The sequence below is a fragment of the Pseudomonas sp. VEM90 genome (assembly GCF_054611535.1).
Genome location: NZ_JBTRAR010000012.1, coordinates 142620 through 167869, shown reverse-complemented (window position 1 = coordinate 167869; position 25250 = coordinate 142620). Strand labels below are relative to the sequence as shown.

18 protein-coding genes and 1 pseudogene are annotated in these 25250 nt (G+C 63.4%); 8 read left to right on the top strand and 11 right to left on the bottom strand.

The window, feature by feature from the left end; translation table 11 throughout:
• Nucleotides 1-607: 607 nt before the first annotated feature.
• The 3 genes from mobA to ACYCCG_RS13915 all read right to left on the bottom strand — a co-directional run bounded on the left by mobA (nt 608) and on the right by ACYCCG_RS13915 (nt 5560).
• Nucleotides 608-1183: a molybdenum cofactor guanylyltransferase MobA gene (gene mobA, locus ACYCCG_RS13925; RefSeq protein ID WP_459670806.1), complete on the bottom strand. Its 576-nt coding sequence runs from the start codon at nt 1181-1183 to the stop codon at nt 608-610.
• A gap of 61 nt (nt 1184-1244) precedes the next feature.
• Nucleotides 1245-4373, bottom strand: coding sequence for a multidrug efflux RND transporter permease subunit (locus ACYCCG_RS13920; RefSeq protein WP_459670804.1), 3129 nt, complete (start codon nt 4371-4373; stop codon nt 1245-1247).
• Between the two features lie 11 nt (nt 4374-4384).
• Entirely contained in the window at nt 4385-5560 is a 1176-nt protein-coding gene (locus ACYCCG_RS13915; RefSeq protein ID WP_209965567.1) for an efflux RND transporter periplasmic adaptor subunit, read from the bottom strand.
• Between the two features lie 245 nt (nt 5561-5805).
• Between ACYCCG_RS13915 and ACYCCG_RS13910 the strand changes: the two genes are divergently transcribed.
• On the top strand, nt 5806-6507 hold the full coding sequence (locus ACYCCG_RS13910) for a response regulator (RefSeq protein WP_019437505.1): 702 nt from the start codon (nt 5806-5808) through the stop codon (nt 6505-6507).
• 6 nt (nt 6508-6513) lie between these two features.
• The gene (locus ACYCCG_RS13905; protein ID WP_176683385.1) at nt 6514-7815 is read left to right on the top strand and encodes an ATP-binding protein; all 1302 of its coding nucleotides are present in this window, start codon (nt 6514-6516) and stop codon (nt 7813-7815) included.
• A 31-nt stretch (nt 7816-7846) separates the two neighbouring features.
• Here ACYCCG_RS13905 and ACYCCG_RS13900 read toward each other — a convergent pair whose 3' ends face one another.
• The 4 genes and pseudogenes from ACYCCG_RS13900 to nfrB all read right to left on the bottom strand — a co-directional run bounded on the left by ACYCCG_RS13900 (nt 7847) and on the right by nfrB (nt 15072).
• The gene (locus tag ACYCCG_RS13900; protein WP_459670801.1) at nt 7847-8938 is read right to left on the bottom strand and encodes a GGDEF domain-containing protein; all 1092 of its coding nucleotides are present in this window, start codon (nt 8936-8938) and stop codon (nt 7847-7849) included.
• A 124-nt stretch (nt 8939-9062) separates the two neighbouring features.
• A complete protein-coding gene (locus ACYCCG_RS13895) occupies nt 9063-9902 on the bottom strand; it encodes a DUF4434 family protein (protein ID WP_339443950.1) in 840 nt (279 codons plus the stop codon).
• Nucleotides 9902-12901 carry a phage receptor gene (locus ACYCCG_RS13890; protein ID WP_209965574.1) on the bottom strand — a complete coding sequence of 1000 codons (3000 nt, stop codon included), beginning with the start codon at nt 12899-12901 and terminating at the stop codon, nt 9902-9904. The genes ACYCCG_RS13895 and ACYCCG_RS13890 overlap by 1 nt, the downstream gene beginning before the upstream one ends.
• Nucleotides 12898-15072: pseudogene (nfrB, locus tag ACYCCG_RS13885) on the bottom strand (cyclic di-3',5'-guanylate-activated glycosyltransferase NfrB). Before nfrB ends, ACYCCG_RS13890 begins: the two are co-directional and overlap by 4 nt.
• Nucleotides 15073-15264: 192 nt before the next feature.
• Here nfrB and ACYCCG_RS13880 point away from each other — a divergent pair.
• Both ACYCCG_RS13880 and ilvA read left to right on the top strand, forming a co-directional pair.
• Nucleotides 15265-15696, top strand: coding sequence for a PACE efflux transporter (locus tag ACYCCG_RS13880; RefSeq protein ID WP_176683390.1), 432 nt, complete (start codon nt 15265-15267; stop codon nt 15694-15696).
• A 181-nt stretch (nt 15697-15877) separates the two neighbouring features.
• The gene (gene ilvA, locus ACYCCG_RS13875; RefSeq protein WP_176683391.1) at nt 15878-17437 is read left to right on the top strand and encodes a threonine ammonia-lyase, biosynthetic; all 1560 of its coding nucleotides are present in this window, start codon (nt 15878-15880) and stop codon (nt 17435-17437) included.
• 79 nt (nt 17438-17516) lie between these two features.
• Here the strand turns inward: ilvA and ACYCCG_RS13870 are convergent, their stop codons facing one another.
• The 3 genes from ACYCCG_RS13870 to ACYCCG_RS13860 all read right to left on the bottom strand — a co-directional run bounded on the left by ACYCCG_RS13870 (nt 17517) and on the right by ACYCCG_RS13860 (nt 20959).
• Nucleotides 17517-18698 (bottom strand): hypothetical protein, encoded by a 1182-nt coding sequence (locus tag ACYCCG_RS13870; protein WP_209965582.1) that lies wholly within the window; start codon nt 18696-18698, stop codon nt 17517-17519.
• A 51-nt stretch (nt 18699-18749) separates the two neighbouring features.
• Nucleotides 18750-19229, bottom strand: coding sequence for a VOC family protein (locus ACYCCG_RS13865; RefSeq protein ID WP_064493271.1), 480 nt, complete (start codon nt 19227-19229; stop codon nt 18750-18752).
• Nucleotides 19230-19339: 110 nt separating this feature from the next.
• On the bottom strand, nt 19340-20959 hold the full coding sequence (locus ACYCCG_RS13860) for an NADP-dependent glyceraldehyde-3-phosphate dehydrogenase (protein WP_176683394.1): 1620 nt from the start codon (nt 20957-20959) through the stop codon (nt 19340-19342).
• Between ACYCCG_RS13860 and ACYCCG_RS13855 the strand changes: the two genes are divergently transcribed.
• The 4 genes from ACYCCG_RS13855 to ACYCCG_RS13840 all read left to right on the top strand — a co-directional run bounded on the left by ACYCCG_RS13855 (nt 20958) and on the right by ACYCCG_RS13840 (nt 24658).
• A complete protein-coding gene (locus ACYCCG_RS13855) occupies nt 20958-21224 on the top strand; it encodes a hypothetical protein (protein WP_339443957.1) in 267 nt (88 codons plus the stop codon). The genes ACYCCG_RS13860 and ACYCCG_RS13855 overlap by 2 nt on opposite strands.
• Nucleotides 21225-21416: 192 nt before the next feature.
• The gene (locus ACYCCG_RS13850; RefSeq protein ID WP_176683395.1) at nt 21417-22571 is read left to right on the top strand and encodes a GNAT family protein; all 1155 of its coding nucleotides are present in this window, start codon (nt 21417-21419) and stop codon (nt 22569-22571) included.
• A gap of 72 nt (nt 22572-22643) precedes the next feature.
• Entirely contained in the window at nt 22644-23762 is a 1119-nt protein-coding gene (locus ACYCCG_RS13845; RefSeq protein ID WP_176683396.1) for a glycosyltransferase 61 family protein, read from the top strand.
• A 47-nt stretch (nt 23763-23809) separates the two neighbouring features.
• Nucleotides 23810-24658, top strand: a complete 849-nt coding sequence (locus ACYCCG_RS13840; protein ID WP_339533499.1) for an AraC family transcriptional regulator — start codon at nt 23810-23812, stop codon at nt 24656-24658.
• On the opposite strand, the gene ACYCCG_RS13835 is transcribed toward ACYCCG_RS13840, so the two are convergent.
• A complete protein-coding gene (locus ACYCCG_RS13835; RefSeq protein ID WP_459670795.1) occupies nt 24623-25204 on the bottom strand; it encodes a LysE family translocator in 582 nt (193 codons plus the stop codon). The genes ACYCCG_RS13840 and ACYCCG_RS13835 overlap by 36 nt on opposite strands.
• Nucleotides 25205-25250: the final 46 nt, after the last annotated feature.

Sequence of the window (25250 nt, the reverse complement as noted above, 5' to 3'; positions counted from 1 at the left end):
CAGTGGAAGACAGGGAATCGTGTTTCGAACTATGCTTTTTCATGGTCTCGCCCTCGCTGCCGTTGGCTTCTTCGAACACCACCGTGGCACTGTGATGCCTCGGCGGGGGCGAGTCCATCGATTACACCTGATCGGTGGCGGACACACATCGGTGGTTGGACACAGGCCGTCGTAGGAGCGGGTTTACCCGCGAAAGGGCCGGCCCTGCTAGCCCGTATCCCTGGTCATTCAATGTTGCCGCCGCCACCGTATTCGCGGGTAAACCCGCTCCTACACCTGATCGGTGGCGGACACACATCGGTGGTTGGACACAGGCCGTCGTAGGAGCGGGTTCACCCGCGAAGAGGCCGGCCCTGCTGGCCAGTATCCCTGGCTATTCAGCGTTGCAGCGGCCACCGTATTCGCGGGTAAACCCGCTCCTACACCTGGATTGGTGGCGGACACACATCGGTGGTTGGACACAGGCCGTCGTAGGAGCGGGTTTACCCGCGAACACCGGCAGAGCCGGTGCCATCCACCGCGTTGGTTTCTTCACGGGCATGCCTGCCCCCACGAGATCACCACAGTCCTGAAGTGTTATGGATTACCTGTGGGCGGTGTCATGCCCTCAGTCCTGCAGCCGTTCCGGGCTGTTGAAGTTGCTTAGCCGGCGATCACCCTCGGCGCACTCCAGCCCTTGCACCGCCTCGCGCAGCAGGGCCTTCTGCAAACTCCGCTCACCCGCTGCCCAGGCCTGCTCCAACACCGGCAACACCCGCTTGGGCAGTACGCTGAACATCGGCTGCCAGAAACCACCCTGACGCACCATTGCCGCGCTGTTACCGGTCACTGCCAGCCGCAGCAGGTCCTCGATCAATTCGCGATCAACCAGGGGCGCATCGCAAGCCAGCAACACCACCCACCCATGACGTGCCACCTTGAGCCCGGCAATCACCCCCGCCAGTGGCCCGGGGAAGTCGGCTTCTGCATCGCCCACCAACCGGTCGGCGTATGCCCGGTAAGCCGCCTGGTTGCGATTGCAGGAAATCACCAGGTCGTCGCTCAATGGCTGCACCACTCGATGAACATGTGCAATCAATGGCTCGCCTTGCCAGTCCACCAGGCCCTTGTCACGGCCGCCCATGCGCTGGCCACGGCCACCGGCGAGAATGAGGATGGAGCAAGGGGGGAGTGCGTCAGGCATGAAAAAGGGTTCCGGGCAGTCACTGCCGGGAACCCTCCCATTTCACGGCGGGCTTGTCCAGTCAGCTTTCGCGGGGCACGGGTTGCCCGTCGCTGTCATGCGCCTGGCGTCGCCCGGACAGGCGCATCACCACCACGAAGAACACCGGCACGAACACCACCGCCAGGGTGGCGCTGAGCATGCCGCCGATCACCCCGGTGCCAATCGCCTGCTGGCTGGCCGAGCTTGCGCCGCTGGCGATGGCCAGGGGCACCACGCCGAGGATGAACGCCAGCGACGTCATCACGATCGGCCGCAGGCGCAGGCGGGCCGCTTGCACGGCGGCGTCGGCGGCGTCCACGCCCTGGTCTACCAGATGCTTGGCGAACTCGATGATCAGGATGGCGTTCTTCGCCGACAGGCCGATCAGGGTAATCAGGCCAACCTTAAAGAACACGTCGTTGGGCATGCCGCGCAAGGTCACCGCCAGCACCGCCCCGAGCACACCGAGCGGAACGACCAGCAGCACCGCAGTCGGGATCGACCAGCTTTCGTACAGCGCTGCCAGGCACAGGAACACCACCAGCAGCGACAGCGCCATTAGCAGGGGGGCCTGGCTACCGGACAGCCGTTCCTGTAGTGACAGGCCGGTCCATTCCAGGCCGCTACCGGCCGGGAGCTGCGCCACCAGCCGCTCGACTTCGGCCATGGCCTCGCCCGAGCTGTAGCCGGCGGCTGGCTCGCCTGAGATCGATACCGCCGGGTAACCGTTGTAGCGGGTCAGCTGCACCGGGCCGCTGACCCACCGGGCCTGAACGAACGCACCCAGTGGCACCATCTTGCCGCTGTCGTTGCGCACGTGAATGTTCAGCAAGTCCTCGACCTGGCTGCGCTGGTCACCTTCGGCCTGCACCACCACCCGCTGCATACGGCCCTGGTTGGGGAAATCGTTGACGTAGCTGGAGCCCACGGCCACGTCCAGCACCGTGCCGATATCGGCAAACGACACGCCCAGTGCATTAGCCTGACGGCGGTCGATTTCCAGTTGCACCTGCGGGCTTTCCGCCAGCGAGGCTTCGCGCACGTTGGTCAGCACCTTGCTTTTGCTGGCGCTTTCGAGCAACTGGTCACGGGCTGCCATCAGTTCGGCGTGGCCCATGCCGCCACGGTCCTGAAGGCGAAATTCGAAGCCGGTCGACTCACCGAGGCCGTCGATGGGCGGCGGCAGTACCGAGTAGGCTATCGCGTCCTTGAGCTGGGTGAAGGCCATGGTCGCGCGGTCGGCGATCGACTGCGCACTGTCGTCGGCGCTGCGCTCGGACCAGTCCTTGAGGGTGGTGAAGGCCAGCGCCGCGTTCTGCCCGCTACCGGAGAAGCTGAAGCCGAGGATCAAGGTGGTGTTGCCCACGCCCGGTTCTTCGGTGTTATGCGCCTCGATCTGCGCGGCTACCTGTTCGGTGCGCATGCGGCTGGCGCCCGGCGGCAGTTGAATGTCGGTGATGGTGTAGCCCTGGTCTTCGGTGGGCAGGAACGCCGTAGGCAGCTGGCTGAAGCCGTAGCCCAGCACCGCCAGCAGCACCGCGTACACCAGCAGGTAGCGGCCACTGCGCTTGAGCGCCTGCACCACCCAGCGCTGGTAGCCGTCGCTCATGCTTTCGAAGCGGCGATTGAACCAGCCAAAGAAGCCTTTGCGTTCATGGTGCTCGCCCTTGGCCACGGGTTTGAGCAGGGTGGCGCACAATGCCGGGGTCAGGCTGAGGGCGAGAAACGCCGAGAACAGGATCGATACCGCCATCGACAGCGAGAACTGCTGGTAGATCACCCCCACCGAGCCTTGCATGAAGGCCATGGGCAGAAATACCGCCACCAGCACCAGCGTGATGCCGACGATTGCACCGCTGATCTGGCCCATGGCCTTGCGCGTGGCTTGCTTGGGCGGCAAGCCTTCTTCGGCCATGATGCGTTCGACGTTCTCCACCACCACGATGGCATCGTCGACCAGAATGCCGATGGCCAGCACCATGCCGAACAGTGTCAGCACATTGACCGAGAAGCCCAAGGCCAGCATCACGGCGAAGGTGCCCATCAATGCCACCGGCACTACCAGGGTCGGGATCAGCGTGTAGCGCAGGTTCTGCAGGAACAGGAACATGACTGCGAATACCAGCAGCATGGCCTCGAACAGGGTGTTGATGACCTGCTCGATCGACACCTTGACGAACGGCGAGGTGTCGTAGGGGATGTCGTACTTGACGCCTTCCGGGAAGTAGCGCGCCAGGTCCTGCATCTTCGCCCTTACCAGGGTGGCGGTTTCCATGGCGTTGGCGCCGGGCGACAACTGCACGCTGAAGGCGGTGGCCGGTTTGCCGTTCAGGCGCGTGCCGTACTGGTATTCCTGGGCACCGATTTCAACCCGGGCGACATCCCCGATGGTGACCGTTGAGCCGTCCGGTTTGGCACGCAGGACAATCGCAGCAAACTCTTCGGGGCTGCTCAACTGGCCTTTGACCACCACGTTGGCGGTGATTTCCTGGGTGCTGCGGCTGGGCAGGTCGCCGATGCTGCCAGGGGCGACCTGGGCGTTCTGCGCGGCGATGGCTTCGGCCACATCGTTGGGCGTGAGGTTGAAACCGATCAGCTTGCGCGGGTCGATCCAGATGCGCATGGCCCGTTCGGAGCCATACAACTGGGCCTTGCCGACGCCCTTGAGGCGGCGGATTTCGTCCATCACGTTACGTGCAAGGATGTCCGACAGCGCGGTTTCATCGAGCGTGCCGTCTTCGGAGGTGAGGGTCGCCAACAGCAGGAAGCCGGTGGACACTTTCTCTACCTGCAGGCCCTGCTGGGTGACTGGGCGTGGCAGGCGCGACTCGACCACTTTCAGGCGGTTCTGCACATCGACCTGAGCCAGGTCCGGGTGGGTGCCCGGAGCGAAGGTGGCAGTGATGGTGGCGCTGCCCAGGCTGCTCTGCGACTCGAAGTACAGCAGGTTGTCGGCGCCGTTGAGCTCCTGCTCGATCAGGCTGACCACGCTTTCGTCCATGGTCGCTGCCGAGGCGCCTGGGTACACGGCGTAGATTTCCACCTGCGGCGGTGCCACGTTGGGGTACTGGGCCACCGGCAGTTGCGGGATGGCCAGCGCGCCGGCCAGCAGGATGAACAGTGCGACCACCCAGGCGAATACCGGGCGATCGATGAAGAATTGCGGCATGAATCAGGCCCTCACTGGCCGGTATGCTGTGCGATGGGTGGGGCAGCGGGTGTATTGTCAACCTGCACCTGGTCACCGGCCTTGACGTGCTGAAGGCCCTCGACCACCACCCGCTCCCCGGCCGCCAGGCCCTCGCTGACGATCCAGCGGTCACCCTGGGCGCTGCCCAGTACAACCTGGCGGTCGCTGACCCGGGCTTGCTGGTCTACCACAAGCACCTTGGGCACACCGGCGCTGTCGCGCAGGATGGCGCGTTGCGGCACGCTCAGGCCCTTGGGTTGCACCGCTTGCTCCAGGCGTACCCGCACGTAGCTGCCTGGCAGCAGGTCGAGGTCCGGGTTGGGGAACTCGCTGCGCAGGGTGATCTGGTTGGTACTGGGGTCGACGCTGATGTCGGAGAACAGCAGCTTGCCCGGCAGCGGGTAGGCGCTGCCGTCATCCTGGATCAGCGTGGCGCGTGCCTGGCCGTCGCCCACCTGCTGCAATTCGCCGGCGCGCAGGGCGCGGCGCAGGGCGTTGAGCTCGCGGGTAGACTGGGTGACATCGGCATGGATCGGGTCCAGTTGCTGGATGGTCGCCAGCGGGGTGGTTTCGTTTTGCCCGACCAGCGCGCCTTCGGTGACCTGGGCGCGGCCGATACGGCCGGAAATCGGCGCGGTCACGGTGGCATAGCCGAGGTTCAGCCGGGCGCGCTCCAGCGCCGCCCTGGCTTCGGCCACTTCGGCATCGGCCTGCAGGAAACTGGCCTTGGCGTTGTCGTACTCCTGGCGGCTGACGGCTTTATCGTCGACCAGCTCGCGGTAGCGCTGCTCTTGCAGGCGCGCCTGGTACCGGGTGGCCTCGGCCTTGGCCAGCGTGGCGCGGGCGCTGTCATGGTCGGCCTTGAACGGCGCCGGGTCGATCAGGAACAGTACATCACCCTGCTTGACGTCGCTGCCTTCGCGGTACACTCGTTTGAGCACCACGCCTGCGACCCGCGCACGCACTTCGGCGGTGCGTGGAGCGAGGATACGGCCGCTGAGTTCACTACTGATAGCCAGTGGCTGCAGTTGCAGGGTTTCCACGCGCACTTGCGCAGTGGGGGCCTGTTCGTCTGGTTCGGCGCTGTCGCTGCAACCGGCCAGGGACAGGCTCAGGAATGCCATGAGCGCCAACGGGCGCAGGCACGGGGAGAGGGTAGTAGGCATGCGGATCTTCCGATGATGACCCTGTATATGCTAAGGCACACGCTGCCTGGGCGGCTGTTAATACCTGTAGGGCGAGTGTGAAAAAGTGTGAAGAATGATCCTGTCGAGTGGTTGGGTTCTATATTCTGCATGGGCCTGTGCCGGCCTCTTCGCGGGTAAACCCGCTCCTACGGGGACCTGCAGGAGCGGGTTTACCCGCGAAGAGGCCGGCACAGGCTTACTTCAACCCAGACGCCCAAGCACCTATGCCGAACATTTTCCTGGTCGAAGACGACAGCGCCCTGTCCGAGTTGATCGCCAGCTACCTGCAACGCAACGACTTCCATGTCCAGGTGATCGCCCGGGGCGATCATGTGTTGGACGAGTACCGTCGGCAAAGGCCTGATCTGGTCATCCTTGACCTGATGCTGCCGGGCATCGATGGCCTGCAGCTGTGCCGGCTGCTGCGCCAGGAGTCGCAGACCCTGCCAATCCTGATGCTGACCGCCCGCGACGACAGCCATGACCAGGTGCTTGGCCTGGAAATGGGGGCCGACGACTACGTGACCAAACCCTGTGAGCCACGCGTGCTGCTGGCCCGGGTGCGCACACTGCTGCGCCGCAGCAGTGTCAACGAACCGCGTTTGGACAACGACCTGATCCTGATTGGTGGCCTGCGCATCGACCTGGCCGAGCGTACGGTGAGTTGGCGTGGCGAGGAGGTGGAGCTGTCCAGCGGCGAGTACAACCTGCTGGTGGTGCTGGCGCGCAATGCCGGTGAGGTGATGAACCGCGACCGTATTCTGCAACAGTTGCGTGGCATCGAGTTCAATGGCACCGATCGCTCCGTTGATGTGGCCATTTCCAAGCTGCGGCGCAAGTTCGACGACAACGCCGGCGAAGCGCGCAAGATCAAGACCGTGTGGGGCAAGGGCTACCTGTTCAGCCGTGTCGAGTGGGAGTGCTGATCGGCCATGCTCAAGATCCTGGTGCGGCTGTATCTGGTGATCATCGTCGCCTACGCCGGCGCGTTGCTGTTCATCCCTGACACCATCGTCGGCCTGTTCCGCGACCGGTTCATGGCCTACAACCTGGACCAGGCCAAGGGTGTACAAGCGTTGATCGTGCGCCAGTTCCGCCAGGCTCCGCGCGAGCAGTGGCCAGCGGTGGAGCAGGAACTGGCCAGCGATTTCGCGCCGCTGCAACTGCAGCTGCTGCGCATGGATCAGGCCGGTTTGAGCGATGAGGAGCAGGCGCGCCTGGAGCATGGCCTTTACGCTGTGCGCATTGCCGAGTGGGGCTATTACGAGACGGTGCTGGCGCCGTTGGACAAGGAGTGGCTGGTACGCCTGCATTCCCCGCCAGACCCGCTGGACATCAACGTGTTGTCGTGGGGCGTGACCGTGTTGATTGGTGCAGCCATGCTGGGGTGCCTGCTGCTGTGGGTTTGGCCGCACTGGCGTGATCTGGAGCGCCTCAAGGAGACCGCTCGGCGCCTGGGCCAGGGGCAGATGGCCGAACGTACGCACATTTCGCCTCACTCCAACATTGGTGAACTGGCCGGGGTATTCGACACCATGGCCAGTGACCTGGAACGCCACGTCAACCAGCAGCGTGAACTGCTGAATGCGGTTTCGCACGAGTTGCGCACGCCACTGACCCGGCTGGATTTCGGCCTGGTGCTGCTGTTCGACGAAGTGCCGCCAGCCAGTCGCAAACGCCTGCTGGAGTTGGTCGGGCATGTGCGCGAGCTGGATGAACTGGTGCTGGAGCTGCTGTCCTACAGCCGGTTGTACAACGCCGACCAGGCGCGGGAGCGGGTGGAGGTATCGCTGCTGGAACTGGTCGACAGTGTGCTTGGCGGCTTTGCCGAGGAACTCGATGGGCGCGGTATCCACTGGGAAGTGCGGGCCGAGGGTGAGTTGCCGCGCTTTGTACTGGACCCGCGGCTGACGGCGCGCGCGGTGCAGAACCTGGTGCGCAATGCCATGCGCTATTGCGATGAAAGCCTGTTGCTGCGCTTGCGCCTGGAAGCCGATGGCGCCTGCCTGCTGACGGTGGAGGATGACGGGATTGGCGTGCCTGTGGAGGAGCGCGAGCGGGTGTTCCAGCCGTTCTACCGTCTGGACCGCAGCCGCGATCGCAACACCGGTGGTTTTGGCCTTGGGTTGGCGATCAGCCGGCGGGCGATCGAGGGGCAGGGTGGCACCTTGACCCTGGCGCAGTCGGCGCTGGGTGGGGCGCAGTTCAGGATTCGTTTGCCTGCCGGATCATAGGTTGGCTGCAACCGCGAAGGGGCCGGGCCTGCTAATCCTGCTCTGCCAGTTGGCTGGACCACAATACAAAGCGATCCTTGCCGGTGTGTTTGGCTTCATATAGCGCCTGGTCGGCGCGGACCAGTGCTGTAGTCAGGCTCTCTCCCCGGTCAACCCTGGCCAGACCAATGCTGATGGTGACCGGGTGCTCGCCAACGTCCTCGCGCACGCGCTGGCACAGCGCTGCCACTCGCTGCTCGGCCCCTTGCTGATCCAGCCCTTCAAAGAAGATCGCAAACTCTTCACCCCCCAGTCGGGCAAACGCTTGGTCGGCCATGCTCGCCTTGATATGCAGGGCCAAGCGCTTGAGCACCTCATCGCCGACGTCATGGCCGAAGCGGTCATTGACCCGCTTGAAATTGTCGATATCGATCATTGCCAGGTACTGCCCGGACGTCGCCATCCGTAGTTGGCGGTCGGCCTGGGCCATGAACGAGCGGCGGTTGGGAATGTCGGTCAGGGCATCGACGTAGGCTTGCTCCAGCAACACCTTGGACAGGTAGAAATTGTGCAGCTTGGCCTTGCGGATCTGTAGGTAGCTGTAGCTGACCAGGCCGCTTAGAAACACGGCATAGCTGATCAGCATGGCGCCTTCGAGCGCATGGGGCTCGATGCGGGTGTGGTAGAACGGATTAAGCATCACCCAGGTGATGACCATGGCGCAGAAGAATGACCAGCGCCGCACTGGCAGCACCGACATGGCATACAGCACGGTGGAAACCCCAAGTACCAACCACACCGGGCGCAGGGCCATCGGGAGGCCTTCGATCACCAGGCGCATACCCAGGGTGATGACGGTAATGAACAGCAGGTTGAGCACGTCGAAGTGATGGCTGCGGCGGGTGAAACGCAGCACTACGATCAGGCTGCCGAGCAGGGCGATGAACAGGAAGGACAGCCAGGTGAAGCCTTGGTCGCCAAGGAAGCTGACGATCAGGTCGAAGATTAGCCAGATCAGGACGCTTATTGAGAATACCAGCAGACAGAACGAGCGCATGGACTCGAATTCGTGCTGGCGGAACTCGGCGCGCAGGGCGGCGGGCGCGACCTGCTGGCGTACGTGGGCTTCGATGGTCTTGAGCATCGGTGGGCTCCTGAGGCTACTACTTTTTCAGGCCTGGACCTTTCGCGGGTAAACCCGCTCCTACAGGGACCGTACGGTGTGGGGGACCTGTGGGTTTATCCGCGAAGAGGCCGGCCCTGGCGACTCATTGCTGTGGCAAGACACCCCTGGCCCAGGGCCGGTAGCGCAAGGCAAACACTGCCTCGGCATGGCACCCGCTACCCAGCCGGGGCTCGGCAGGCTCCGCCCGAAACGCCTGCTCGGGCGCGCTCACCTGGCGGAACGCCTCACGCACCACACCCACCCGGCACGGCAGGGCCTGCTCATAGCCCTGACGCACCAACGCCGGCAAACGTCCGGTGCCGGCGCCATCCTGCCACCACACAGTCAAGCCCAAGCCGGCCAGTTGATCCAGCCAGACGGCATTGACCCGCGGCGACAGCTTGCCCGTGCTGAAGGCGCTGATATGCAACGGCTTGTCCAACCGGCGGTTGAAGGCCTGTAGCTGGCTGTACAGCGCATCACGCCGTTCGGCCTCGCGTAGATGCTGGTCGTCCAGCTCCATGGGCAGGTACCAGCCGTCCACTGGCAACTGCCAGGCCTGGCGCAGTTGCTGGTACTGGCTGAGCGAACGCCCCAGCTGCGCTTTCCAGTAGCTGTTCAGGCCTTCGCCATCCAGCTCGTCGAGGCGCTGGTAGTAGGCCGGGTCCATGTACAGCCCCAGCACCAACTGCAGGCCTTCGGCACGCGCCGTGCGCAGGCTGTTGGCCAGCCAGCCTTTGGCTCCGCCGAAATCGCTGTCGCCATAGGCACTCCATTGCACGATCAGGGTTTTGCCACCTTGGGCCGCGGTGGTTTGCCACAGGTGCTGCCACTGGGCGGGCGTGACGCTGGCATCGCGGTTCAGGGGTTGATAGAACAGGCGCTGGTCAGCTGTGGCCGGTAGGCACAGGGCTAGCAGGCAGAAGGCGATGAGCGCACGTATCAGAAGGTCATCTCCGCACCGACCAGCACGCCGTTGGCGCGCTCGTAAAGGTTACCGCCCAACGATTGCTGGTACTCGGCACGCACTTTCAGCGAGCCGCGGTAGGCGTTGTAGCGGTCGTCGTCGAACCACCATTGCCAGCGCACGCCGACACCGGCGCGGGCGTCCTGGCGCCAGTCGTTGCCAGGGTCCTGGCTGGAGAACTCGACAAAGCCGTAGGGCATGAGGGTTTGCGGCGAGCTGCCCGGCAGCTTCCAGGCGTGGCCTTGCTGGTAGCGCGACAGCCAGGCATGGTCGCCGGCGCGGGTCCACCAGGCAGCATCGAGGTAGAGGAACCGTTCGTTCCAGTCGTCCTCATCGATGCGCCAGTCGTTGCGCCAGCCTCCCTGGTCGAGGAACGAGGCGGTGGCGCGCAGCAGCAGGTCATTGCTCGATTCGGCGTGGTGGCGCAAATCGCCCCAGTTGCCGCCGACCTTGGCCGGGCTCAGCAGTTGGCCAAGGCTGAGGCCGCGGTAGTGGGCTTCGTCGACCTGCCGCTGGTGGTAAAGCTCGGCATACAGGTTGAGGTTGGCCTGGCCGAGCGGTTTGTAGCGCAGGCCGACACCGGTACCCATGCTCTGCGCATAGTCGGTGCGGCTTTGGCCACCGAACAGTACCCGGCCATACACTGACAGGGTGCTGCCATTGCGGCTGGGCTCCTCGCCCAGAGCATGGTCCCACATGGCCAACTGCACGTTCTGCGATTGCGCCCGGCGCAAGCTGCCGCTGCGCTGGCCGTTGTCGAGAAATTTGTCGTTGGTCGAGGTGCCAGCCGGCGACCAGGTGCTGGCCAGGGTAATGGTGTCGCGACGTGACAGGCTCTCGTGAGCGCGGCGCTGGCGGTACTTGCGGGCCTCCAGGCTGCCGTATTCGTCATCACCGTCGATCAGGTTCTGCTCTACGTCGAGGATGCGGCGCAGTTCGCGGCGTGCCGCAGCGCTGTCTGCATGTTCGTCGTAGCGCAAGGCAAGTGTTTCGCCAAGGCGGTAGTCCTCGGGGAAGTCGCGAGTGGCGCGCTCAAGGTAGGGGATCGATTGCATGCGCTGAGCCTTGTCCGTCGAGCCAGCCAGGCGCATGCCGTAGTCGGCGCGATAGCGCGGCTGGTCGGGAGCCAGGCGCACGGCTTCGGCTAGCCAGACGGTGCTCTGCGCACTGTTACCGGCCAGTTGCGCAGTGCCGGATGCGGCGTAGTAGTGATCGGCGCGCGGGTTGTGCGCCAGCGCCTGGCGCTGGAAGCCCAGCGCGGTCTGCGGGTCACCTTGGCGCTGGGCGATGGCGGCGCCCAACGCCCAGTCGTCGGCGCTTTGGTGCGCGGCAGCGTCCCAGTAGCGGCGCGCTGCATCGGCGTCGCCTGCATTCAGCGCGCCGCGTGCGGCGGTGAGGCGGGCATTATCGGTAAAGGCGCTGTCTGGCAGGCTGCGCCAGATGGACTGGGCGGTTTCGGAGTCGCCGGCCGCTTCGAGTGCGTAGGCCAGCGGCAGACGGTTGCCAGGGCCGCCCAGGCGCTCGGCAGCCTGGTAGTAGACCACCGCCTCACCCGGCTGGTCGGGCATGGCACAGCGCCCCAGGGCACGGTACTGGCCAGGTTCGCTCGGGTTGGCCGGCACTGCCTGGCGTACGGCATCGCACTGGCCGGCTTCGGCCAGCCGTCCGAGCAACTGGGCGCGGGTGTTGGCGTTGACCCGGGGTATCAGGCCGAGCATGCGGCGGCTGTCCAGGGGCCCGTCGTTGCGGGCATACAGGTTGCCCAGCCGCTGTAGCAGCGATGGGCCGAGGCGGCCCTGGCGGCGGTCGTAGGCCTGCTCCAGCAATTGCCGTGCGTGATCGCCGTGGCCCTGTTCGGTCAACAGGAAGGTGGTTTGCTCCAGTGCGGCGAGGTCGCCGGTCTGTCGATAGCGTTGTTCCCATTCTGCGGTGGTGCGCGGCTGCGGCGGTGGGGCGCCATACAGGCGCTGCTTGAGCACGGCATAAGCCCGTGGGTCGGAGCTGGCGGAGCAGCCCTTGAACTGTTCCCGGGCCAGGTCCGGGTCTTGATGTGACAGCCAGTCGACCGTTTCGAGGCAGGGGCGCTGCAGGTCGTTGCTCAGGCGTCGCACCAGCGCCGCATCGTCGCCTTCGCGGGCCAGTTGCCAAAGTTGCTGGCGCTGTTCGGGTTTCTGCAGTTGATCAGGCGGTAGCGACTGCAGCCAACGTTGGGCCTGCTGGTGGTGGCCGACGGCAATGGCGCGGTTGGCCATGGCCAGCCGCGTCTGGTTGGCCGCTGCGGGGGAGGGGGCGTGGGCCAGCAGCGCAGTCAGGCCCTTTTCGTCAACTTGCTGGATATAGGCATTGGCCAGGCGTTGCCAGTCTTCGGCAGGCAACTGGCCTGTGTCGGCCAACGGCTGCAGTTGCTCGATGGTTTCCTTCCAGTTGCGCAGCTGTTCGGCGAAGTTGGCCCGGGCCAGGCGCAGTACCTGGCCGTCGCCCCCGGGCGGTAGCTGGTTGAGCCATTCCAGCGCTTTGGCAGCGCCTCCAAACTTGGCCAAGCTCAGGCTGTAGGCCTGCCACAGGCGTATCCGGTGGTTGCCGTCGCTGGCGACCAGCCATTGCTCCACCTGGCTGGCCGGTGGCGGGTCCTGCTCGATCCAGGTCAGGCGCAGCTCCAGCAGGGTGTCGGCGTATTCGGGGCTGTCGCCTAGCTGTTCGGCCAGCGCTTGAGCCTCCTTGTAACGGCGCTGGCGGGCCAGGGCCTCGACCAGCAGGGCGCGGGCTTCGTCGTTGTTCGGCACCCGGCCCAGCACATGGCGGGTCAGGCGCTCGACTTCAGCCCAGTTATCTTTCCTGGCCTCGCGATAGCTGCGGTCCATGAACGGAAAGCTGGTGAACCGCTGGAAGTCGGTCATCGGTGCCGAAGCGGCAACGGGCAGGGCAGCGGAGCACAGCAGCAGGCCAGTGAAAGTAAGGGAAAAACGCGGCTTCATGCCACCTCCCGGGTCAGATCAATAGCCACTTGCTGTTCACTGGCCTGTTCGATCAGGGCCCGCTCCAGCACCTGCCTGGTGATGATGCCGCGGGCGATCAGGTGCTCGCCGAGGCTTTGGTGTTCGGGATCGAAGTCGATCAACGCCTGGTTGAACAGGGTGACAGGGACCATACCGCGCACCTGCAGTAGCGCGCCTAGCATGACTTGGTGATGGCTGACTCGCTCCAGCAGCGCTTCGTCGTCCTGGTGGCGTTCGAGCACGGCCAGCATGTCTCGGGTTTCTTGATGCTGCCAGGGGCTTGGGTAGTGGTAGCGAAGTCCCAGTGTGACCCGGCCCTAGGGGGCCAGGCGTGCCTTGACCGGGCGTTTCAGCTGGCGGCTGATCACACCCAGCGACACCTGGCTGACCGGGCTTTCACTGGCCAGGATCAACGTGTCGCCGTCTTCGTCCACTGGCAGTACACCGTAATGGGTGGCCAGCTTGCGCGGCAGTTTGGCGATCAGTTGCGGGTCGAGCTTGAACGGGTTCAGCGGTGCCCAGGGCAGGTCCAGTTGCTCGGCCAGGGTGGCCACCAACTGCTCACTGTTCAGCCAGCCACGCAGTAGCAGTTCGCGGCCCAGGCGCCGACGAACCGGGCTGGTGATGGCCTGCTGCAGTTGTTCGTCGGTGATCAGGCCCTTGGCCACCAGGCGCTGGCCCAGTGGTGTGCGAGCCGGGGTGGCGATGGCGGGGAACTCGTGGGTGGTCTTGTCCCAGGCCACGCGCCGCGAATCGCCCATTTCCATTACCTGGCGCAGGGCACGCAGGTTGGCGAAGAAGTTGACGAAGTTGCTCCACATCATCCGCGGCGCTGACAGCAAGCCCTCGCCAATGCCATAGAAGCGGGTGACGAACCAGGCGCGCTGGAACAGCCGGTTGAGCAGCAACAGGCCGTTCAGCCACAGCAGGGTCGACAGCAACCAGCTGTCGCTGAGGATCGACATGAAACGCCATGACTCCGGCGCAATCACCGTAACTAACCACATGGCCAGCAACACCAGCAGCAACAGGTTGACCAGGAAGCTCAGCAGGTAGGCGAACAGCCCGCGGCGGTCACGCCAGAGGAAATAGTTGAGCGCACCTTTTCGGCTCCAGCCGAGGTTGCTGGTGCCCTGGAACACGATGCCGACGATCCAGCGCGACTTCTGTCGGATGGCATGCTGCCAGTCACGCGGGAAGTGCTCTCGCACGCAGATCACCTGGGAGAATTCGCGGCTCATGCCCGGGCGCCATTCCTGCTTCAGGGTCAGCGCCGGATCGGTGATGGAATAGCGGGCGAAAATGCACTTCATGCCTTTTTGCTTCAGGCGAAAGCCGATGTCGTAGTCCTCGGTCAGGCTCTGTACGTCAAAGGCGATGCCGTCACCGTCCTCGAGCAGTGCGCTGATGGCGCGGCGGCTGAAGCAGGTGCCGACGCCAGCACTGGGCACCTGGCCGGTCAGCGCTTCGCGCACGATCACGTCCTTGCCGTGGTTTTCGGCAAACTCGTCGACATAGTGGCCGGCAGTAAAGCCCTTCCACGCCGGTGCGTAGGGATACACCGGGATCTGGATCATGTCCTTGCTCGGCAGCAGGTAGTTGAACAGGCGCAGCTCCATCGGCGAGATCACGTCTTCGGCGTCATGCAGGATGAAACCGGCGAACTCGATGCCGGCGTCCTGCTGGAAGCGCAGCAGCGCGTCGATGATGTTGTTCAGGCAGTCGGCCTTGCTGGTGGGGCCGGGGCGGGCGCAGACCACTTTGTGCACGTTGGGGAAGTGCAGGCACACCGCGTCCACGTCGGCCTGGGTTTGCGGGTCGTTGGGGTAGGTGCCGACAAAGATCTGGTAGTTCTCGTAGTCGATGGTCGAAGCGGCCAGGCGGGCCATTTCACCGACCACGCCGACTTCGTTCCAGGCGGGGACCATGATGGCCAAAGGTTTTTCCGGGACTTCGTACAAGCGCTTCTCATCGGCCCTTTCGAACTTGCCGTAGATGCGAAAACGCCGGATCAGCGTGCGTCCCCAATAGCACAGATCGATGAACAGGTCGTCCAGGCCCAACAGGAACATCAACGAGGCAAGGGTGATCGCCAGGAGCTTCAGGCCGAACAGCAGGTAAGTGAGAAAATCGATGAATACCAGGCTCATGTGTCAGCCACCGGCAGGGCAGAGTGGGCCATCGTCTTATCCTCGCTCGTTCCCTCGACGAAGGTGCAGGAGATGTCACTGTCATGTACGGAATAGATACAAGCAGCCGAACGCGGGATTGTCCAAATTTCGGGCTGTTTCTTGCGGGCTGCATCTTGTAGCTTTACAGGTCGTTCATTCAGGGAGCTGAACATGCAAGGCAAGGCCCGCAAGATCGTCCAGGCCATTCTCTATGAGGCCATCGCCGTCGCCTGCGTGGCGCCCGCACTGGAGCTGGCGTTCGGCGCCGGCATGGCGCAGTCGACCCTGCTGTCGGTGCTGATGTCAGGCATCGCGATGAGCTGGAACATGGGTTACAACTGGGTATTCGAACGTTGGGAAGCGCGCCAGCACAAGCGTGAGCGCACTTTCCTGCGGCGCCTGCTGCATGCGCTGGGCTTCGAGGGTGGGCTGGTGGTGATTCTGCTGCCGCTGGTAGCGTACTGGCTGGACGTGAGCCTGTGGGCGGCACTGCTGACCAACCTGGCGCTGTTCGTGTTCTTCTTCGTTTACGCCTTTGTCTTCCAGTGGGGCTTCGACAAGGTGTTCGATGTGCCGCTTTCGGCGCAGCAGGCCAAGTGTTGACTTTCGGCCGCGAGGCAGGCTAAGTTCCTGCACCATGAATACATTCCCGCACGTGAACGCCATTATTATTACCGCCATTATCAGCTTGGCGGGCTAGCGCGTACGTGCACCGAACCCGCCCTGGAGGCGGGTTTTTTCTCTCTGACTCCTGGGCAACGTGAAAATAGCCAAGGAGTCATCGATGACCAGCTTCAGTGTCCCTCGTACTACCGTCACCCCTCAGCAACTGCTGTCGGAGCAGGTGCGGCGCATTCTTGCCGCGCCGGTGTACGACCTGGCCATCGAAACGCCCCTGCAAGCGGCTCCGGCCTTGTCTGCCACACTGGGCAACCAGGTGTTGCTCAAGCGCGAAGACCTGCAGCCTACGTTTTCGTTCAAGATCCGGGGTGCCTATACCCGCCTGTCGCGTCTGACCGATGCGCAGCGTCAGCGCGGGGTGATCACCGCGTCGGCGGGCAACCATGCCCAGGGCGTGGCTTTGGCGGCATCGCACCTGGGTATCAAGGCAACCATCGTCATGCCCACCACCACGCCATCGTTGAAAGTCGAAGGCGTGCGTTCGCGCGGCGGGCATGTGGTGCTGCAGGGCGAGAGCTTCCCGCATGCGCTGGCCCACGCACTGAAGCTGGCCGACAGCGAAGGCGCGACCTTCGTGCCACCGTTCGATGACCCGGATGTGATCGCCGGGCAGGGTACCGTGGCCATGGAGATCCTCCGTCAGCGCCCGGGGGCGCTGGACGCTATCTTCGTGCCCGTGGGCGGTGGCGGCTTGATCGCCGGTATTGCCGCCTATGTGAAGTACCTGCGTCCTGAAGTGAAGGTGATCGGCGTCGAGCCGGTGGATTCCAACTGCCTGCAGGCTGCCATGGCCGTCGGCGAACGTGTGATCCTGCCGCAGGTCGGCACCTTTGCCGATGGCGTGGCGGTGGCGCAGATCGGTGCCCATTGCTTCGAGCTGTGCCGCCACTTCGTCGACGAGGTGGTGACGGTGAGCAGTGACGAGCTGTGCGCGGCGATCAAGGATATCTACGACGACACCCGTTCGATCACCGAGCCGTCCGGGGCCCTGGCTGTGGCAGGTATCAAGAAGTACGTGGCGCGTGAAGGTGTACAGGGGCAGACCCTGGTGGCCATCGACTCCGGCGCCAACGTCAATTTCGACCGCTTGCGCCATGTGGCCGAGCGGGCCGAGCTCGGTGAGCAGCGCGAGGCGATCATCGCCGTGACAATTCCGGAACAGCCGGGCAGCTTTCGTGCCTTTTGCCAGGCACTGGGCAAGCGGCAGATCACCGAATTCAACTACCGCTACCATGCAGGCAAGGAGGCGCGCCTGTTCGTGGGGGTGCAGACCCACCCGGTGCACGACCCACGTGAGCAGTTGCTGGCCAGCTTGCGGGAGCAGGGGTACAGCGTGCTCGACCTGACCGACAACGAGCTGGCAAAGCTACATGTGCGCCATACCGTAGGCGGGCATGCCGCGCCAGGGGCGGATGAGCGGGTAATGCGCTTCGAGTTCCCCGAACGGCCAGGGGCGTTGCTGGGGTTTCTGGAGCGGTTGGGCAAGCGCTGGAACATCAGCCTGTTCCATTACCGCAACCATGGTGCGGCGCAGGCGCGGGTGTTCGCTGCTTTGGAAGTGCCAGCGGACGAGCTGGCGGGCTTGCCGTTGACGCTGGATGAGATGGGGTATCAGTATTGGGACGAGACTGACAACCCGGCGTACAAGCTGTTCCTGGGCTGACGCACACGTGCGGCCAATGCAAGCGTGTCTAGCCGCTTGCTTGCCGCCTTTGATCGCTGCGTGAGCCAACGAATGGGTTTCAACGCTCGCGCATGAAAAAACCGGCAACGAACTTGCGGAACGTTTCCAGGCTTTTGAAGTCGGCGTAGCGCTTGAAGTTCTCGGTGTCCGGCTCGGGGCCGATGGGCTGTTCCAGCAGCGACACTGACAACACCCGGTCCTGGTCCGAGGTCAGCACCAGCTCATCCATCACCTGCCCACCGATCACGGGGCGACGCATCTGCACCTTCACGCCTTTACTGGCCATCCAGTCGATCAGCGACACCAATGCCTTGAGCGGCTCGCGCTCTTCATCGCGGTACACCGGGAACAGGTGCGCGCGCGACAGCACGGGCACACTGGCCACATGGATCAACTCATAGAAATGGCTACCGGCGCTGGTTGGCGAGTAGATCATCAGGGCCAGCAACGGCCCGGTGGTGCGGCTCCCGCCCCAGTACAGGTGATGCCCCTGGAAGTCGAAGCCTTCCTCGCTGCGGTTGTTGAACAACTTGCGCCCTTTGATCTGGTCGACGCAGTCCAGCAGCAGGCCGTGGCGGCGATGGTTGCCGAACACGGAGGCTTCGCGCAGGCGGGACTTGAGCATCATCATGTGCTTCATGTCCAGGCGGGTTTCCAGGTAGTTGCTGGCGGGCACCCGCTCCAGCAGCGGATAGCGGCTGGCCACGCTGCGCAACTCGGCAAATTGTGTGGTCAGGTCTTTTTTCAGGTGAGTGGCGTAAAGGTTGAGCCCGCTGGTTTCAATCCAGGTCAGCAGCAGTGACAGCAGGCGCTGCTGTTCGCGTCTGTCGTTGCCATCGCCGACGCTACCGGCCGTGCCAGCACGGAAGTCGCTGATCAGGCGCAAGGGTGTATCGGGTGGCAGCCAGGCGGCGGGGGGGACAGGATCGTTTTCACGTTCGGCGGCTTCCCGCTCGTCCTTGGTGAACGGGCAGCCTGGCGCGTGCTCGGCAGTGCCCGGGTTGTTCTTGAGGAAGAGCGTACCGGTGCTGCCGTTGAGGGTGACGTTGAGCACCGGCAAGGCATCGTTGCGGCAGTCGCAAGCCAGCCACTGGTTGGCGTTGCGCACGTTCATCAGTAGCTGGTTGGCCTGTAGCAGGCGCGGGCCGGCGAGGCTGCCGGTGGCAAAGCCGACCAGCAGTTCCTCTTCGGCGGGGGTCAGGCTGCGCACCTGAGTGGCGGTTTTGTCGATGATTCGCATGAAGCAGCTCCAAGCTACGAGCCTCAAGCTTCAAGCAAAGTCGCGCGGCTTTCAACTCGCCGCTTGGCTACCGCCGAACATCTTCGCGGCGCGGGCGCGAATCTCGTCGGGGGTCAGGTCCTCCTTGTGGGTGGAAACGAACCAGATGTTGCCAAACGGATCTTTCAGGGTGCCACTGCGGTCACCGTAAAACTGGTCGGTCAAGGGATGTAACTGGATGCCCCCGGCGGCCAAGGCCTGGGCATAGACCTTGTCGCAGTCTTCAACATACAGGTGCAGGCCTACACCCGCACCGCTGAGTTTCTGGCTGGCGGTGAGGCCGCCTTCCATGTCGCAGGGGTCGCCCAGCATCAGCGAAGAATCGCCGATTCTCAGTTCGGCATGGCCAACGCGACCGCCTGGGGCATCGAGGCGGAACATTTCCACCGCCCCAAAGGCTTGCTTGTAGAACTCGATGGCCTTGGCGGCGTCGTTGATGGCCAGGTAGGGCGTGATGCTGTGCTGGCCTTCGGGGATAGGTTTGACTGCCATGTTCGACTCTCCTGTGCAATGGGCGCCGAAGGGCGCCCTGTTGCTTAGAGTCGTTCGCCCAGATGGAAAATCGACAGTGACGCTAGATCGATTGTCTCTAAGCGCGGCGGTCAGAAGATGTAGTCGGTGGTCAGGAAGCCCGACTGGCGGTTGCGGATGATCTCGCTGATCAGCGCTTTGTTGGCCTCCTGGAAGCGTGTGGCGACCAGCGTCCGGATGGAAAACACACGCAAAGCGTCATCCACGGACAGCGTGCCCTCGGCACTGTTCTTGCGGCCGTTGAACGGGTAGGTGTCCGGCCCGCGTTGGCACTGGGCGTTGATGTTGATGCGCCCGACCTGGTTGGCAAAGATGTCGACGAGGCTGCCGATGGTGGCCGGGTCGTTGCCGAACAGGCTCAGTTGCTGGCCGTAGTCGGAGTCCAGTACATAGTCGATCACCGTTTGCAGGTCGCGGTAGGGCACCACCGGTACCAGTGGGCCGAACTGCTCCTCGTGGTACACGCGCATTTCCCGGCTGACCGGGTACAGCAAGGCCGGGTAGAAGAATGAACCGCGGCTGTGCCCGCCATTTTCGTTGAGCACGCGTGCGCCCTTGTCCGTCGCATCGGCAACCAGGCCATCGAGGTAGTCGACCTTGCCGGGTTCGGGCAACGGCGTCAGCGCCACGCCAGGTTCCCACGGCATGCCGGGCTTGAGCGCGGCCAGTTTGCGCTGGAATTTGTCCAGGAAGGCCTCGACCACATCCTCATGGACGAACAGGATCTTCAGTGCCGTGCAGCGCTGGCCGTTGAACGACAGCGCGCCGGTGACGGCCTCTTCGACAGCGTTGTCGAGGTCGACCTGGGGCAGCACGATGCCCGGGTTCTTGGCGTCCAGGCCCAGTGCGGCGCGCAGGCGATGCGGGCGTGGGTGCAGTTTCTTCAGGTCGCTGGCGGCTTTATGGGTACCGATGAAGGCGAAAACATCGACCTTGCCGCTGGCCATCAGCGCGCTCACCGTTTCCCGGCCACGACCATAGATGACATTGATCACGCCTGGCGGGAAGCTGTCGCGGAACGCTTCGAGCAAGGGGCGAATCAGCAGTACGCCGAACTTGGCCGGCTTGAACACCACGGTGTTGCCCATGATCAGCGCCGGGATCAGCGTGGTAAACGTCTCGTTCAGAGGGTAGTTGTAGGGCCCCATGCACAGGGCCACGCCCAACGGGACGCGACGGATCTGGCCGAGGGTGCCTTGTTCCAGTTCGAAGCGGCTGGAGCGGCGGTCCAGGTCCTTGAGGGCGTTGATGGTGTCGACGATGTAGTCGCAGGTGCGGTCGAATTCCTTTTCCGAATCCTTCAGGTTCTTGCCAATCTCCCACATCAGCAGCTTGACCACGGCCTGGCGCTGTTCACGCATGCGTGCAAGGAAGGTTTCGACATGCTGGATACGCTCGGCCACGCGCATGTTCGGCCAGGCGCCACGGCCTTTGTCATAGGCCTGCACGGCGGCATCGAGGGCGGTAAGCGCGGTCTCGGCATCCAGCAGCGGGGCGCTGCCCAGTATGACCTGATGCTCTTCGTCGCCTTGCTTGAGCCACACCGGGCTGCGCACCGTGGCCAACGGGCCGTCCCAGCGCCTGAGCTCCCCGTTGACCAGGTAGTCGCGTTGTTCCAGTGGGGCCCCCAGGCGCCAGGTTTCCGGGATGTTCTCGGCGCTGGGGAAGAGTGAATCGAGCAAACGGTCCATGGGTACTGCACCTCACATCAAAGGGCGGTTTTCAAGTCGGTTGAATCGTTTCAGCTGCGAGCATGCACTGGCTGCCGGAAAAACACCAGTCTGGCTCAACATCGCTGCCCATGCCTGCCGGCAAGCAGTCGGCAACCTGACGGTCGTTTATGCTAAGAGAAGGCGTCAAAGGTTATTCATTGATAGCGAAATGGGCGGCGGACGCTTGATGGGCATGGTTATAGCAAAAGTTATGCTGAGCAGCGGTTTGATGCGGGTAATTTGACGCCATGAAACTTGATCTGAAGTCAGCCAGAAGCCGCTTGCCAAAGCGTTTGCAGGCATCTTAAATTGTTACTGAATGTGATAATAAAGTTTCAAGTAAAACAATAAAAATCAAAGTGTTAAGTGATTTTGCCGGGTTTTTTCTCTTGTTCCGATTGGCCAACAGTGCACTTCAAAGGACGTCGAAGAAAAAATGAAAAAGACCTTGACGACTGTGGCGCGCAAGCTCCTGTCGCCCTCCACGCGCTACGAAGTCAGGCTGCTGGCCTGCAAAGTGCGAGAAATGATGGCGCGTGCCTGTCTCTGGCGTTGGGAAGTTGCGAGGTTTCGCCCGCAACAGGAAAGCCCGTACGAAATCCTCTACATCGGCCGCAAGCAGCAACGGGAAATGGCCAAGCTGCTGATCGGTGGCAAGGGCCAGGGCAGCGCATCGATCGTAGACAGTGCAAGTGCCACGGCGGCTGCCAGCCACGTCGTGGTCATCAGTGAAATGCCCACGTCGGGGGCGCTGTCAGTGCCGCATTACCTGAGTGCGGTGGTGCCGCTGGGGCGCCCGCTGGAGGACATCACTGCCCGCTACGACAGCGAACTGCGGCGCAGCATTCGCAAGAACCGGCCCCTATATCACATGCGCCAAGCCCTTTCGGACGAAGAAATCGCCATGGCCGACCGGGAACTGCTGCGCCCATACGCTTCGGCCAGGCAGGGCATTCACGCCGCGCAGTTTCCTACCCAAGAGGTGTTCCGTATTGCCAAGAGTGTCGGCCGGCTTGACTTGATCATGCTGGGCGATGAGGTGATCGGCTGCCACCTGGGGTGTGAAGTGGTACGCGACGGCAAGCGTTACTGGAGCACGTTGCGCTTTGGTTATTGTGAAGCGGTGTTTTCCGATGCGAAGAAGTTGCGCGAGGTGAATTCGATCACCACCTTCATGGCGCTCGAGTGGGCACTGGAGCAGGGCTTCGATTATTACGACATCGGCCTGTGTCTGGCGCGCCCGGACGACGGCCTGCTGAAGTGGAAGCGCCGCCGCGGTGGTGATATCGATTCGCTGGGTAACCATGCGTACCTGTTTGTCCGTTTGCCCAAGACCGGTACGGCAAAATTCCTGTGGGACACGCCGATGTTCGCGGTCGAAGGCGACAAGCTGACGTTGCATCTGGGGTTGCCGGATGGCCCAAGCGATGAGGAAGTTGCCAGTCGCTATCACGAAATGGTGTTTGGTGGCCTGCACAAGATTTATCTCTACGGAGGGAGCGGGGCAGGCGAACCGTTTGTGGAAACGTTGCGCAGCCGTTACGCCAGCTTGCAGTCACCGCCCACCATGGAACGAGTCACGAGCAATTGACTAACTGCCAGGGATGCTTTGATCTGGCGCCGGGCGCCGGGCTCCAGTCTTCGTCATCAGGGGGGACGCTTCATGGGAAGCGACATCTCGCAGTTCAGTGCATCGCCCGCAGCCAGGCAACACACCTGGACCTTGGCCGCCTACCGCCACATGCTGCGCAAGCGGCTGAGCAGGAAAGCGGCGATCGACATCAAGAGCCTCGCCACCAAGAGTTGGGACATTGCCCCGGGCGAGGCCACAGTTTCGCCGCCGGCCATTTTCCTGCCTGGCCAGCTCGATCGGGTGACGGGCTGGGAAGGCAAGCGGTTTTACCCTTACGTGCACCCGGCGCAGACCATGGGGGGAGGTGTCCACACGTTGCAAGGGCCAACCCGCGGCTACCTGGTCAAGGATGTATGGCTGGTCGATGGGGCGTTGTACAAGGGCAAGGCCAGCCATTGGCTGTCGCAGAAGCCGTGTACCTTCCCGACCATCCTCATCGACCATGAAATCGACCGCGCCGCGATCTACTGCACGCAAAACGGTAACGCTTGGTTCGGCACCTGGCTGATGGAGGATTGCCCGACCTATGCGCTGGCCTGCAACGAGGGCATCCCGGTGACCACCGCCCCCTCTGCCAGGTATCCACTGTTTACCCAGGCACCGGCCTATGAAGACTGGCTGGACATGAAGCCTTTGCGCCTGCGCAGTGCGTTCTTTCGTGAGGTGGTGCTGTTCGATGACCAGAGCAACAACCGCAGCCGGCATGCTCGCTACCGAGCCATGGGTGACAAGCTGCTCTCGCATGTGTCGCACACGCAGCACCCGGGGGTTTTCCTGTTGCGGGGCGGAGATGGTGACCTGCGCCTGCTGCGCAACGAGTTGGAGCTTGCCGAGCACCTGCGCACTACCCGCGGTTTTCGCATCGTCAACCCGCTGAAGTCCGATGTACCCAGTATTGTCGCGGCGTGCGCCGGGGCTAAAGTGGTCATCGGGGTGGAGGGGAGCCAGTTGGTGCATGGTGTGAATGTGCTCCAGGCTGGCGGCTGCCTGCTGACTTTGCAGCCGCCGAACCGTTTCGTCAGTTACTACAAGTACCTGACGGATCGTGATCACCAGCATTTCGGCTTTGTGGTTGGCCTACCGGAAGGCGACGGTTTCAGGATTGATATTGGCGAAGTGGAGCGCACGCTGGATCTGTTTCCACGATAAGTGTGTAGTATTCGTGCATACGTCAGCGGCGAGCAGGGCTGTAGAGGATGATTGAGGTCTCACGGTTTTGGCGCGATCCTGCCTTGCCGTTCGTCGAAGCCCGACGGGTAGGGGACGGGCGCAAGGTGTGCTACGCCGCGCACTCCCACGAGAGCTTCTCCATTGGTGTCATCACGGGGGGGCGTAGCACTTATATCAACAGTGACCAGTGCGTTGAGGTTGGGGCGGGCACCACAGTGCTGATGAACCCGGGCGTGGTACATGCCTGCAATCCTGTTGCCGGGGATCCCTGGTCTTACCTGATGCTGTTCGTCGATCAGCCTTGGTTGCAGGCAGTAGGCTTTACCCTGCCAACGCAGACCTGGAGCCGCTCGCCTGTGTTGTATCGGCGGCTGTTGCAGGCCTTTGCCGACCTGTTCGATGCCAGGCTGCCTGATCGCGAGGCCCGTCTGGTGGCCCTGTTCAGCGAGTTGCCGGGCATGCTTGGTGGTAATGCCAACGAGGTTGACGAGGGCAATCCTAGGCTGGATGCAGCGGCAGCTTTCATACGCGCCCATCGCAGTGACCCGCTCAGCCTCGAGGATATCTGCGGGGCTTGCGGCCTGTCTCGGTCCTACCTGATTCGTGCTTTTCGCCAACGCTTTGGCCTGACACCGCATGGCTACCTGCTAGACCAGCGCGTGCAACTGGCCCGGGCGCAGTTGCGCCAGGGCCGGGCCATTGCTGACGTTGCACAGGAGGCCGGGTTTGCTGATCAGGCGCACCTGCAGCGGGCATTCAAACAGCACCTGGCGGCGACACCGGGGCATTACAGAAACGCCGTCGCTAGCCTGGGCGCTCCTGCAGGAGCCGGGCATGCCTTAAAGGATCAGGTAAACCGCGCTGGCGACCAGTAACACGGCCAGGCTCCGATTGAGCATGCGCAGGTGACGTGGGGTGTCCAGGTAATGGCGAATCACGCTGCCGGCCCAGGCCCAGCAGGCCACCGAAATGAAACAGATTGGGCCATAGATCCAGGTAAACAGCCACAGCAAGTGCTGTTCACCGCCGGTGTAGGCTCCCACCCCGGCAACGGCTGCCAACCAGGCTTTGGGGTTAAGCCACTGCATTGCTGCGCCGTGCCAGGCTGAAGAGGGTCGGCCAGACTGAGCGTTGTTCAGGTTACCGTCGTCACTGGCCAGCTTCCACGCCATGTACAGCAGAAAAGCCACCCCGCCCCAGTGCAACATCAGGCCCAGCAAAGGCCAGCGCAGCAGCAGTTGATGCAGGCCCAGCCCCACCAGCACCAGCAGCAGGCAGAAGCCCAGCGTGGCACCGGCCACATGCGCCAGGCTGGCGCGCAGGCCATGGCGGGCACCGCTGCCGAGTGCGACGATGTTGACCGGGCCGGGGGAGATCGAGGCCGCAAGCGCGAAGGCGGCCATGGACAGGTACAGGCTCATGAGGAAGATCCGCGTGGTTGGGGAGGCGTTATCCTTGCGTGGCTGG

What these genes read in the sequence shown, in the direction of transcription:
- mobA (WP_459670806.1), bottom strand. Translation starts at nt 1,183, where the DNA reads ATGCCTGACGCACTCCCCCCTTGCTCCATCCTCATTCTCGCCGGTGGC.
- ACYCCG_RS13920 (WP_459670804.1), bottom strand. Translation starts at nt 4,373, where the DNA reads ATGCCGCAATTCTTCATCGATCGCCCGGTATTCGCCTGGGTGGTCGCA.
- ACYCCG_RS13915 (WP_209965567.1), bottom strand. Translation starts at nt 5,560, where the DNA reads ATGCCTACTACCCTCTCCCCGTGCCTGCGCCCGTTGGCGCTCATGGCA.
- ACYCCG_RS13910 (WP_019437505.1), top strand. Translation starts at nt 5,806, where the DNA reads ATGCCGAACATTTTCCTGGTCGAAGACGACAGCGCCCTGTCCGAGTTG.
- ACYCCG_RS13905 (WP_176683385.1), top strand. Translation starts at nt 6,514, where the DNA reads ATGCTCAAGATCCTGGTGCGGCTGTATCTGGTGATCATCGTCGCCTAC.
- ACYCCG_RS13900 (WP_459670801.1), bottom strand. Translation starts at nt 8,938, where the DNA reads ATGCTCAAGACCATCGAAGCCCACGTACGCCAGCAGGTCGCGCCCGCC.
- ACYCCG_RS13890 (WP_209965574.1), bottom strand. Translation starts at nt 12,901, where the DNA reads ATGAAGCCGCGTTTTTCCCTTACTTTCACTGGCCTGCTGCTGTGCTCC.
- ACYCCG_RS13880 (WP_176683390.1), top strand. Translation starts at nt 15,265, where the DNA reads ATGCAAGGCAAGGCCCGCAAGATCGTCCAGGCCATTCTCTATGAGGCC.
- ilvA (WP_176683391.1), top strand. Translation starts at nt 15,878, where the DNA reads ATGACCAGCTTCAGTGTCCCTCGTACTACCGTCACCCCTCAGCAACTG.
- ACYCCG_RS13870 (WP_209965582.1), bottom strand. Translation starts at nt 18,698, where the DNA reads ATGCGAATCATCGACAAAACCGCCACTCAGGTGCGCAGCCTGACCCCC.
- ACYCCG_RS13865 (WP_064493271.1), bottom strand. Translation starts at nt 19,229, where the DNA reads ATGGCAGTCAAACCTATCCCCGAAGGCCAGCACAGCATCACGCCCTAC.
- ACYCCG_RS13855 (WP_339443957.1), top strand. Translation starts at nt 20,958, where the DNA reads ATGGGTACTGCACCTCACATCAAAGGGCGGTTTTCAAGTCGGTTGAAT.
- ACYCCG_RS13860 (WP_176683394.1), bottom strand. Translation starts at nt 20,959, where the DNA reads ATGGACCGTTTGCTCGATTCACTCTTCCCCAGCGCCGAGAACATCCCG.
- ACYCCG_RS13850 (WP_176683395.1), top strand. Translation starts at nt 21,417, where the DNA reads ATGAAAAAGACCTTGACGACTGTGGCGCGCAAGCTCCTGTCGCCCTCC.
- ACYCCG_RS13845 (WP_176683396.1), top strand. Translation starts at nt 22,644, where the DNA reads ATGGGAAGCGACATCTCGCAGTTCAGTGCATCGCCCGCAGCCAGGCAA.
- ACYCCG_RS13840 (WP_339533499.1), top strand. Translation starts at nt 23,810, where the DNA reads ATGATTGAGGTCTCACGGTTTTGGCGCGATCCTGCCTTGCCGTTCGTC.
- ACYCCG_RS13835 (WP_459670795.1), bottom strand. Translation starts at nt 25,204, where the DNA reads ATGAGCCTGTACCTGTCCATGGCCGCCTTCGCGCTTGCGGCCTCGATC.